This window comes from Eleftheria terrae, from assembly GCF_030419005.1.
GTDB lineage: Bacteria > Pseudomonadota > Gammaproteobacteria > Burkholderiales > Burkholderiaceae_C > Caldimonas > Caldimonas terrae.
The window spans coordinates 773,638-784,157 of record NZ_CP106952.1; the positions used below are offsets into that span (position 1 = coordinate 773,638).

Here is a 10,520-nt window from a genome sequence, read left to right on the forward strand (position 1 = left end):
GGGGCCATTGCGGCAGACGGTCTGCCCGCGTCCCCTGGCCGGCACCGCTCGCGCAGGCGGGCACGGCTGCCCCCAGCGCGCCGGTGCCCCTGGGCGCCGGCTCAGTCCTTGCGCTCGCGGGGCGGCGAATGGTCGCCGCAAGGGGCGTCCAGCCGGCGCAGGGCGTCCGGGTTCAGCAGCGCCACCAGGCCGCAGCCCAGCGATCCCTGCCAGTGCAGGTAGTCGTGGCCGGTGTCGTGCTCGACCTGGGTCACCGCATAGCCTTTGGCCCGTAGCACGTCGCCCAGGTGGCGGCTGGTTTCCAGGATGCCGTCCTGTCCGCCTCGCGCGCCCTCGTAGCGGCCGGCATCGAGATAGAACTGCACCGGCTGGCGAGGCGATGCGGCGTATTGCCGCATCAGCCAGCCGGGCATGGTGCCGGCGGGCGACCACCAGAACGAGCCCGACAGGCTGAGCACCCGGCCGAAACGCTGCGGAAGGACCATCCCCGCATAGGCGGCAGCCAAGCCGCCATAGCTGGAGCCGGCCACTACCGTCCGCGCCGGCGGCTGGGCCAGCCCCTGCGCCTGCAGCCAGGGCATCAGCTCGCGGTCCAGGAAGGTCGTGAACGCCGGGTTGGGCGGCAATTCGGTCGCTCGTGCCTGTGGGCTCGCATTGCCGAGCAGCACCACCGCGGTGGGCGGAATCAGCCGGTCGGCGAGCAGGTTGTCGACGATGGTGGGTGTGCGCACCTGCCCCAGGTAGGCATGCCCGTCGAACAGCACCAGCAGCGCTTGTGGCGCGGCGCCGGCCGGGCGGTACAGCCAGACGTCGCGCTCGTTGCGCAGCACCGAGCTGCGCAGGCGGTGGTGCTCCAGCTGGCCGGCAGCCACGCCAGCACGCCGGGTCACCCAGGGCTGGGGCGGCGCCTGCGGCAGCTCCAGCACCGAATGGCCTTCGAAGGCGTCGATGGCGCTGCCACTGGCCGGCGGCGGATAGATCCGCGGGTTCAGCGGATCACGCTGCACCGTGGCCAGGATGACGCGGCGCTGGTCCATCGCCGAGCCTTGCACCCGCGGCACATCGGGCGCCAGCCGGTAGCTCAGGCGTGCCGTGTCGGGCATCCTGAAGCTGGCCCACCACACATCGCTGCCGGGCAGCCGCGCCAGCGGGTCATGGTTGCCGGTGGGGCTGCCAAAGAGCCGCACGCTGGCCTGCTCACCGCGCCACAGGAAGGTCACCAGCGACTCGTGGCCGGGCAGCGGCTCCACCAGGGGCGTTCCCTCACGCTCGCGTTCCTGCCAGAACGCTTCGGTGCTCGCACCTTGCTGCAGGCTGCGCAGCAGGGCCTGCAGCCGCGGGCTGTCGGGGACGGCCGCCGGTGCTTCGGCTGGTGCGGTGGCCGGTGCGGTGGCCGGGGCCAGTGAACGCAGCAGCTGCACGGCGTAGCGTCCACCGGCGGGCGCGACCGGCGTCACCGTCAGCCGGGTGGCTGCGCCGTCTGCCACCCACATGGCGCCTTGCATGCCGGCGTCGGCCGGCGCGAGCCGGCGTTGATGCCGGCCCTGCCGGTCCTGCAGGTCGAGTGCCGTGCCCTGGCCGTCGAACACCGCGTCCACCACCTGCCCGGCGGGCACGGCCACCTCGACCGTCAGCCGCTCACCGGGGCCGACGCAGCCTTCCAGCCGCTCCCCCACCGCCAGGCGCACCACGCGTGCCTCCCGCCGCGGGTCGGGGTGCTTGCTGCCGGCTGCGCCGTCGTTGGGGCAGGGCGCCGCCAGCCGGGGCGCGTCGTGCATCGCTGGCTGGCTGGCAAGGACCGCGGCACTGCCGGCAAGGCAGGCCGCGCTGATGCACGCCCGCAGCGTGTACGTGGAGGGCGCGCGCATCAGAAGGCGAACGTGGTGGCGACGCGCAGCGTGCGAGGACCGCCCGGCATCACATAGCCGTCGGCGAACATGCCGGACCAGTAGCGGCGGTTGGCCAGGTTCTCGACGAAGGCGTTGATCGTGACCGGCGTGCCGCCGAGGGCGGTGGCGTAGCGCACACCGGCATCGAGCCGGGTGGAGGACGGCAGCTCCAGCGTGTTGGCCGAGTCGACCCACTGCCGGCCGGTGTAGACCAGGCGGCCGCTCAGCGACAGGCCCTCGACCGGCGTGGCCCAGGTGGCGCCCAGGTTGGCGGTCCAGTCGGGCACCCCGTAGTTGTCGCGGCCGGTGTTGCGCTGCTCGGACTGCAGGTAGCTCACCCCGCCCAGCACGCCCACCGGGCCGAGCTGGCCGAAGGCGTTCCACTCGACGCCCCGTACCCGCTGGTCTCCGCCCTCGGTGCGGCGCTTGGTGCTGCCCACGTTCTCGTCGACCAGCGTCGGGCGCGTGATGCGGAAGGCGCTCAGCGTGTGCGTCAGCGCGCCCTGCCGGTGCTTGACGCCCAGCTCCACCTGGCGGCTCTTGATGGGCGGGAAGATCTCGCCTTCGTTGGCATAGCCACCGGCGATGGGCACGGTCTCGCCCGGCGAAAGGCCCTGCATGTAGTTGGCAAAGAGCGAGCTGTCCTCACCCCACGGCTTGACGACCACGCCCAGCGAGGGCGAGACGGCCGACTCCTTGTAGTCCTTGAGCTTCTGCTCGACCCGCTGCAGCCGCGCGCCGACGGTCAGAAGCACCTTGCCCGAAGCCAGGCTCATCGTGTCCGCGATGTTCAGCGAGGTCATGCGGTTGTCGCTGGTTGGCTTCACCGTCGATGGCGCTGCGGGCAGCATCGGCGCCACCGGGCGGTAGATGTTCTGCGCCCAGCCCTCGCGGGGCGTGCTGCCGGTGCCGTCTTCGATCTTCAGCACCGTGGCGGAGACGTCAAGGCGGTGCGCCACCGTGCCGGTCTCGAATTCGCCGCGCACGCCCAGCTCGGCGGTGCGCCCGCGTGTGGTGGCCTTGACGTTGTAGACATAGCCAGCCGCCGAGCCGTCCAGCCCGGTGACGACCACCCGCGTACCGAACATCAGGCCCTTGCCTTCGCTGTTGGAGGCGCCGAGGCCGGCTCGCGCCGTCCAGCGATCGTTGAGCTTGAGCTCGCCGCGCACGGCGATGCCGTGGTCGCGGTAGTCGCCATGGGTGCCCCGGAACAGGTTGGTGTCACTGTCCGGCGGTGACAGCAGCCGGCCGATGCCGACCGCCTTGCCGCGCCGCGCGGCGAAGCCGTACATCGCCGGGCTGCCGTTGTCGATGGTCTCGCGGCTGGTGTAGGCGTCCAGCGTCAGGTTCCATTGGTCGCCCAGGTAGTCCAGCCCCAGCGCCGCCAGCCGGCGGCCCTTCTCCTGGTCGTCGACGCCGGTGTCGCCGGTGCCGTAGACGGTGTTGACGCGCACGCCCAGGCGCTGGTCTTCGCCGAAGCGGCGGGCCAGGTCCAGGTGCGCCTGTGCGTAGGACTTCGACGAATAGGACATCGTCAGCTCGGTCAGTGGCCGCGAGCCTGCACGCTTGGGCACCAGGTTGACCATGCCGCCCACCGCACCGCTCGGCGACATGCCGGACAGCAGGGCACTCGGGCCGCGCAGCACTTCCACCCGTTCCAGCATCTCGGTGGGCACGTGGGCCGTGGGGGCCACGCCATACAGGCCATTGAAGGCAACGTCCGGCGCATTGACGTCCAGGCCGCGGATGCGGAAGTGCTCCTGCATGTGCCCGCTGTTGGTGGTGTAGCGCACGGCCGGGTCGTTCTGCAGAACGTCGGCCAGGGTGCGTGCCTGCTGCGTCTGGATGGCCTGCTGGGTGTAGGCATTGAGGCTGACGGGCGCATCGAGGATCGGCGTGTTGCCGAGCACGCCCAGCCGGGCGCCGCTGGCCGACAGGCCGCCAGGGGCGGCGGCCGGCAGGGCCTGCCGGTCCTGCTTGGCCTTCACCGTCACCGCGGGCAGGGCCCGGTCGGAGGCGGTCGACGCCTCCTGCGCTCCGGCGCAAGGGGCGAACGAGGACAGGGCCGCAAGGCAGGCCAGCGACAGCACGTGCCGCGACGACGGAAGCTCAGTCATGATGAGAGAAGGAAGTGGAGGGAGTGGAGAAAACCGGGGAGGCCGGCGCTTTTGCGCGCGGCTGTGAATCGCGAGCCCGCAGGGCGAGCCCGGCAAGCAGCGCCGCCGCGCCGGCGGACAGCAGGTCCACCGCCCACAGCGAAGCCAGGTAGGGCTTCACGACCGCGGGTGCCCAGGCGGCCCAGGCGCTCGGCGCCAGTGCGCCGAACAGGCTGGTGGCGGGGATCAGGGCGGTGGCCAGCGCCGCGGCTGCCAGCAGGCCGGGCGTGGCGGCCTGGGCGCCGCGCACGCCGGCATATCCGATGCAGGCCACCACTACGGCATAGCAGCTGCCGTGCAGCACCTCGTCCGGGCCGAGCGTCGTGTGCGCCAGCCAGCGCAGCGCCACCAGCGCCGCCGACACGCCAGCCACGCAGCCCAGGCACAGGCCGATGTTGAGCGCCGCCACCGCGCGCACATGACGCGGCTGCCGGGGCGCCGCCGAGGCCGGGCGCAGCCGCTTGGTGCGGCTTTCGATCCACAGCACATTGCCGGTGTAGAAGAGCAGCGCGCCCAGCACACCCAGCGCGGCATACAGCACCCGCAGCGGCTCGCCGCCATAGCTGCCGAAGTGCAGCGCAAAGAAGCTGACCAGCGCGGCGGCCCAGCCCGATGCCTGCTGCCCCGGCAGGTAGGTCGACTCGATCAGCTGGCCACTGGCCGGGTCCAGCAGCGCATAGCCGTGGCGGGGGCTGCGCTTGAAGTGGCGGTCGTCGCTGCCGGCCACATGGACGATCGCCTTGGGCGTGCCCACGCCGCGGTATTCCAGCGAGGCCGGCTGGAAGCCCGGCGCTGCGTGCGCCAGCCGGGCCAGCAACTGCGAGGGCGGCAGCCACTGGGCGGGGGCACCCGGCGTGGGCGGGCGGCGCGGCGTGGCCTGGGCCGAGACGGCCTTCAGGCCTTGTGGATAGATCCAGGCGTTCTGGGCGGCATAGATCCAGTCGTGCAGGCAGAACACCGCGGCCGACAGGGCCATCACCACGTGGAAGGGCAGGCTCGCGATGCCAAGCAGGTTGTGCAGGTCCAGCCACATGCGCTTGAGGTTGCGGCCGATGCGCAGCACGAAGAGGTCCTTCACCAGCGAAGGCAGCAGTACGACGACTCCGGACACCAGGGCCAGGGCATAGACGAGCGAGACCACGCCGATGATCGGCTCGCTCGGCTCCAGCGGCAGTGGCAGGCCGCCCTTGCGGTGCAGGCGGTCCACGAAGTCGCCGGCCTCCAGGCTGCCCGGCAGCGGCCGCAGCGTGCCCGCGAGATCGAGTTCCACCTGCTGCCGGCGGCCGCGGTCGAGATAGCGGATATGGGGCGCAGCCTGCCCCGGGCCGGCCAGCATCAGCGTGGCCCGCGGCGGTGGCTCGGGATGCGCTGCGAAGAAGGCGGCAGCCAGTGCGTCGGCATCCTGGCTGGCGTCGGCGCGCGCCGGCGCAGGCGGCTGCACCCATTGGGTGATCTCGGGCTCGAACATCGTCAGGGCGCCGGCATAGAACGCCACGAACAGCATCAGGCTGGAGAGGATGCCGGCCCAGGTGTGAACCACGAGGTAGCTGCGCAGGGTGTCTGTCTTCATGGCGCCACCCCGTGGAGCAAGGCGAAGGCGAAGGCGTTCGCGGCCAGCCCCCAGGCCCAGCACGCCAGCGGGCTGCGCGCCAGGAAGGCAAGCGCGAGGGCGGTGGCCCACAAAGGCACCACGCTCCACATCGCCACCTGGTAGGTGGCCGGGTCACGCGGGTCGCCCAGGCCGTGGAACAGCAGGCCGCTCAGGCACACCGCCCACGGAAAGCCGAGCGCGGCGCCGACCACGCCGTGATGCAGCAGATGCCAGGAAGGGGCGGGTTTGCCGTGTCGATCAGCCCGCATCACGCTGCCCCTGCCGATGGCGCCACCCGAGGAGCGCCGACACGGCAGGAACGCCGACCATCAGCCCCGACACGGCGTAGGCAGCGGCCTCGGCCAGGCCCATGCCGCCCGCAAGCAGCGCGACGGCCAGCGCCAGCAGGCCGCTGCCCACGAGCCAGCCGGCCCGGGCGGGAAGGCGGGGACGCGCACGCGGTGTCGAAAGGCAGGCAGTCAGCGAAGCAAGGGCCACGACGAGCGTGGCCGGCAACCAAAGCAGGGACATGAAGGAACCGTGCCGAGCGGTGCAGGCACCGTCCGATAATCTAAGTGAGAATTATTCTCATATGAATTTGTAAACAATGTCAAGGCAGGCAGATCAAGGCCAGCGGCTGTAGCCGGCTTGCAGGGAACGAGGTCCGCCCGCTGGCGGGCTGGGCGCGTCCGGCCCGTCACAGGGGGGCGCCAGTCGCATCGGGGGCGACTGGCGGCGGCGCGCCGGCGGCCTTCAAACGGCGGTCGGTGTCGCACCCGGGCGGCCGGGTGCGGCCAGGGCGGCGCGGTATGCTCTGCCGCTGGCGCCAGGCCCGCCGCGGAAGCGAGCAGCTGGAGCAGCAGCAGGCGGGGGCAGCCTGGCGTGCCGCTGCGCATGCTGCACCGCTGTCGGCCGCCCCCACGCGCTGTCCGGCTGCCGCGGCACCCCCAACGACATCGAGAAGCCGGGCCCCACCCGACATGACATTGCAACGACCGATCCGCTCGAGATCCCGGCGCTGGTTCAGCTACCTCAAGGTCCTGGCCGGCAGCAAGCGAAGGCGATTCGCCAATCGGCATCTGGGCGGCATGCTGGCCTTCGTGGCAGGCGCGGTGAATGCGGGGGGATTCCTCGCCGTGCATCGCTACACCTCGCACATCACCGGCGTGGTCTCGGCCATGGCGGACGACCTGGTGGCGGGATCCGTGTCCCTGGTGCTCGCCGGGGCGGCGTGCCTGGCGGCCTTCATCGGTGGCGCGATGTGCACCTCACTGCTGATCAACTGGGCCAGGCGCCGCCGGCTGCAGGGGCACTATGCGATCGCGCTGCTGGCGGAGGCGGTGCTGCTGCTGGTCTTCGGGCTGGCGGGTGCCAACCTGAACGGCGTCGGCGCCCACCTGGTGCCGTTGACGGTGCTGCTACTGTGTTTCGTGATGGGCCTGCAGAACGCCATCGTCACGAAGATGTCGGGGGCGGAGATCCGCACCACCCACATGACCGGCATCGCGACCGACATCGGCATCGAGCTCGGCCGGCTGTGGTACTGGGAGCGCAGCGCCACCGAAGCCGAGATGCCCCGGGTGCGCGCGAACCGGGATCGTCTGAAGCTGCACGCCATCGTCATCGTCCTCTTCTTTGCAGGAGGGGTGGCGGGCGCGCTGGCGTTCGGGGCGATGGGTTTTGTCGCGATCGTGCCGCTGGCCATCGCCCTGGCGCTGGTGGCCGTGCCGGCCTTGCTCACCGATGTACGGCGGGCGGCTTTCCTGCGCCGGGTGCAGCAGGGCGGCTGAAGCGTGGCGGACGGCCGCTGCCTGGCCGGCAAGAGCCGCGCCGAGGCCACTCGCCAGCGCGTTGGCGCCGGCATGTTCCTTGGCTCCTGCCTGGGGGCCGGGCTGTGCGACGCGGGGTCGCCGCCGCTGTTCTTGATCTCACCCGGCGTCGCCGGGTGGCCCGGCCGACCCGCTGCTGCCCCGCTCAGGCCAGCTTGAAGATGCCGACGGATTGCACCAGGCGCTGGGCCTGCGATTGAAGGCTTTCGGCTGCAGCCGCTGATTCTTCCACCAGTGCCGCATTCTGTTGCGTCACCTGGTCCAGCTGGCCCACCGCGTCGCTGACCTGGCCGATGCCGGACGTCTGTGCCACGGTGGCATGGCTGATCTCCTGGATGAGGTCGTTGACGTGCCGCACCTGGCTCACGATGTCCTCCATCGAGGAGCGGGCCTCGTTGACCAGGCGGGAGCCGGCTTCCACGGTTTCCACGCTGTCGTTGATCAGTGTCTTGATCTCCTTGGCCGCGCCGGAGCTGCGTTGCGCCAGGCTGCGCACCTCGCTGGCGACGACAGCAAAGCCGCGGCCCTGCTCGCCGGCACGCGCGGCTTCCACCGCCGCATTGAGTGCGAGGATGTTGGTCTGGAACGCGATACCGTCGATGACCCCGATGATGTCGCTGATCTTCTGGCTGGAGGCGGAGATCTTGTTCATCGTGGTGACCACTGCGCCCACCACTTCACCGCCAGAGGTGGCCGCCTTCATCGCACCACCGGCCAGCGTCGATGCCTGCTGGGCCGCTGCCGCGTTCTCGCGGACGGTCGAATTCAGCTGCTCCATCGACGCCGCGGTCTGCTGCAGGTTGGCCGCTTGCTGTTCGGTGCGCTGGGACAGGTCGGCATTGCCCGAGGCGATCTCGCTGGAGCCGGTGGCGATTGAATCCGACGCGGTGCGGACGTCGCCGACCAGTGCGGCGAGGCTGTTGCTCATCTTCTGCAGCGCTGCCAGCAGCCGGCCGGTTTCGTCGCTCGATGTCACCTCGATGCTGCGGCTGAGGTCGCCTGCCGCCACCGCTTCGGCCACCGTCACCGCCTGCCGCAAGGGGCCGGTGATGGAGCGCGTGATCCAGAGGCCCGCGCCCGCGGCGGCCAGCAGCGCGAGCGCGCTGCCGCAGAGGATCACGGCCGTATTGGTGGAGCGCAGCCGCTCCACCTCGGCGCTGCGCTGGGCGAGCAGCTGTCGCTCCATGTCCGACAGTTCCCGTTCCAGGCTGCGGAAGCCGTCCATCGCCGCCTTGTCCTTGCCCTGGCCGAATTCCGCCACCAGCGCATCGATCGTGGTGCCGCCGCTGGCCACCTGCCGCCGCTGGGTGATGAGTCCTTCGAGCACGGACTTGAACTGCAGGTGCAATGCCTTCAGCTGGTCCAGGCGGGCTTGCTGGGTGGGATTGTCCGAAGTCAGTTCCTTGAGTGCCGTCCAGTTGGCGTCGAACTCCTTCTGCCCGGCCTGCCACGGCTCCAGGTGCCCCTCGGCGCCGGAGAGCAGGAAGCCCCGTGCGCCGGTTTCCATGTTCACCATGCCGGCCAGCATGGCTTCGGCCTTGCCGAGCACCACGTAGGTGTGGGTGTTGATGGCATCGGCCGCCTTGAGCCGGGAGCCGGTGAACAGGTTCACCACGCCGACCAGCAGGAAGACGAGGATGACGCAGCCAAACGCCAACGACAGGCGTGGACCGAAATGGAGGTGCTTCAACATGTGGGGCTGCCCTTGTTCAGCGTGCTGAGATGCCTTTGGCTATCGGCGCACCACGCCCGGGCAGAAGTGCGGAACGCCTGCCGGCGGCAGGCGGCGTGAAATCCTTCCGCGTCTGAAGTGCCGCTGCCGTTCCGGCGCGGCCGCCGGCGGCCCGGTGGCCACCGCCTCACCGTGGCGCCCGGATGCTGGTGAGCCCGGGCCGATGGACGAACGACCCTCCCGAATGGCGCGCCGTATCGGCTTGCAGCCATGGTGGGGGTGGCTGTCCAGCCTGCCTCGGCCGTCCGCCCCGCCGGCCGGCTTGCTCCTCGCAGAGCTTGCTCGCAGTCCCGCGGGCCACCGGGAGACAGGAGCGGCACAAAGAAAGAAGCGGCCCGAAGAAGCGGCACAATCGCCGCACCGTCCGCGCATACAGGGGCCCCCCATGAGCATGCCTGCCGACTCACCCGTCCTTCGCGACCTTGGGCCCTCCGCCGGCCGCGGCCACTGGCTGGCAGCCGGCGTCGTGGCGGCGGCGGCACTTGCCGTGCTGGCCGAGCCGCTGGGCCAGCGCTGGCTGCTGTGCACGTTCAAGCCGCTGACGACATGGCTCATCATCGCCTATGCCTGGGCTCGCGGGCGTGCCAGCCCCGCTGCTCGGCGTTGGCTGCTGGCCGGCCTGGGCTGCTCGCTGGCGGGCGACATTGCGCTGCTGTGGCCGGACGCGGGTTTCGTGCCCGGGCTCGCGGGCTTTCTGCTCGCTCACCTGTGCTACCTGGTGGCGTTCAGCCGGGACACGCGGCCGGCGTCGGCCCTGGGCCCGCTGCTGGGGTATGGGGTGGCCGCCATCGGGCTGCTGTCGCTGCTGTGGCCGGGGCTGCCGGGGCCGCTGCGGATGCCGGTGACCGTGTATGCCGGCACGCTGGCGGCGATGGCGGCACTGGCGGCCGGCCGCTGGTGGCAGCACCGCCATGCGCCGCACCGGCGCCACCTGGCCATCGGCGCACTGGGGGGGATGTTCTTCGTCTGCTCCGACGGGCTGCTGGCCTTCGACCGTTTCCACACTGCCTTGCCATGGGGGACGCTGTGGGTGTTGAGCACCTACTGGTCGGCCCAGTGGTGCATTGCCAGCAGCATGGCACCCGGTGCCCGCGGGCAAGCCCTGGCCGCCAAGCCTGTGCCGCCGGCCTGAAGCACCGGGTTCGAGCGGGCTGCCCGCGAGTGGTGGCGAGGTGCTGAAGCAGGCCCGGGGGCCGCGCGTGCCGTGCCGCCGGAAGTCGCGGCGTTTCGTCGCGAGTCGGCCCGCAGGTGCGGAGGTCCAGCAGGCGGCGCGTGACCCGGTGGCGCACTTTTGCCGTTGCGCTCCCGGACGGCGTGGACCGC

General features: G+C 71.3%; 8 protein-coding genes. 2 read left to right on the forward strand and 6 right to left on the reverse strand.

Annotated features, from left to right (window positions below; all coding sequences use genetic code 11):
• Positions 1–101 precede the first annotated feature (101 nt).
• The 5 genes from N7L95_RS26965 to N7L95_RS26985 are packed head-to-tail and all read right to left on the reverse strand — an operon-like array spanning position 102 to position 6,167.
• Positions 102–1,868 carry an enterochelin esterase domain-containing protein gene (locus tag N7L95_RS26965; protein ID WP_301260714.1) on the reverse strand — a complete coding sequence of 589 codons (1,767 nt, stop codon included), beginning with the start codon at positions 1,866–1,868 and terminating at the stop codon, positions 102–104.
• Entirely contained in the window at positions 1,868–4,006 is a 2,139-nt protein-coding gene (locus tag N7L95_RS26970; protein WP_301260715.1) for a TonB-dependent receptor, read from the reverse strand. Before N7L95_RS26970 ends, N7L95_RS26965 begins: the two co-directional genes overlap by 1 nt.
• Positions 3,999–5,615, reverse strand: coding sequence for a PepSY-associated TM helix domain-containing protein (locus N7L95_RS26975; RefSeq protein ID WP_301260716.1), 1,617 nt, complete (start codon positions 5,613–5,615; stop codon positions 3,999–4,001). Before N7L95_RS26975 ends, N7L95_RS26970 begins: the two co-directional genes overlap by 8 nt.
• The gene (locus N7L95_RS26980) at positions 5,612–5,905 is read right to left on the reverse strand and encodes a hypothetical protein (protein ID WP_301260717.1); all 294 of its coding nucleotides are present in this window, start codon (positions 5,903–5,905) and stop codon (positions 5,612–5,614) included. The genes N7L95_RS26975 and N7L95_RS26980 overlap by 4 nt, the downstream gene beginning before the upstream one ends.
• Positions 5,895–6,167, reverse strand: a complete 273-nt coding sequence (locus tag N7L95_RS26985) for a hypothetical protein (RefSeq protein ID WP_301260718.1) — start codon at positions 6,165–6,167, stop codon at positions 5,895–5,897. The genes N7L95_RS26980 and N7L95_RS26985 overlap by 11 nt, the downstream gene beginning before the upstream one ends.
• A 449-nt stretch (positions 6,168–6,616) precedes the next feature.
• Between N7L95_RS26985 and N7L95_RS26990 the strand changes: the two genes are divergently transcribed.
• Positions 6,617–7,426, forward strand: coding sequence for a YoaK family protein (locus N7L95_RS26990; RefSeq protein ID WP_301260719.1), 810 nt, complete (start codon positions 6,617–6,619; stop codon positions 7,424–7,426).
• Between the two features lie 184 nt (positions 7,427–7,610).
• On the opposite strand, the gene N7L95_RS26995 is transcribed toward N7L95_RS26990, so the two are convergent.
• Positions 7,611–9,158, reverse strand: coding sequence for a methyl-accepting chemotaxis protein (locus N7L95_RS26995; protein WP_301260720.1), 1,548 nt, complete (start codon positions 9,156–9,158; stop codon positions 7,611–7,613).
• A 424-nt stretch (positions 9,159–9,582) separates the two neighbouring features.
• Here N7L95_RS26995 and N7L95_RS27000 point away from each other — a divergent pair, with 424 nt between their 5' ends.
• The gene (locus N7L95_RS27000) at positions 9,583–10,329 is read left to right on the forward strand and encodes a lysoplasmalogenase (protein WP_301260721.1); all 747 of its coding nucleotides are present in this window, start codon (positions 9,583–9,585) and stop codon (positions 10,327–10,329) included.
• Positions 10,330–10,520: the final 191 nt, after the last annotated feature.

What these genes read in the sequence shown, in the direction of transcription:
- N7L95_RS26965 (WP_301260714.1), bottom strand. Translation starts at nt 1,868, where the DNA reads ATGCGCGCGCCCTCCACGTACACGCTGCGGGCGTGCATCAGCGCGGCC.
- N7L95_RS26970 (WP_301260715.1), bottom strand. Translation starts at nt 4,006, where the DNA reads ATGACTGAGCTTCCGTCGTCGCGGCACGTGCTGTCGCTGGCCTGCCTT.
- N7L95_RS26975 (WP_301260716.1), bottom strand. Translation starts at nt 5,615, where the DNA reads ATGAAGACAGACACCCTGCGCAGCTACCTCGTGGTTCACACCTGGGCC.
- N7L95_RS26980 (WP_301260717.1), bottom strand. Translation starts at nt 5,905, where the DNA reads ATGCGGGCTGATCGACACGGCAAACCCGCCCCTTCCTGGCATCTGCTG.
- N7L95_RS26985 (WP_301260718.1), bottom strand. Translation starts at nt 6,167, where the DNA reads ATGTCCCTGCTTTGGTTGCCGGCCACGCTCGTCGTGGCCCTTGCTTCG.
- N7L95_RS26990 (WP_301260719.1), top strand. Translation starts at nt 6,617, where the DNA reads ATGACATTGCAACGACCGATCCGCTCGAGATCCCGGCGCTGGTTCAGC.
- N7L95_RS26995 (WP_301260720.1), bottom strand. Translation starts at nt 9,158, where the DNA reads ATGTTGAAGCACCTCCATTTCGGTCCACGCCTGTCGTTGGCGTTTGGC.
- N7L95_RS27000 (WP_301260721.1), top strand. Translation starts at nt 9,583, where the DNA reads ATGAGCATGCCTGCCGACTCACCCGTCCTTCGCGACCTTGGGCCCTCC.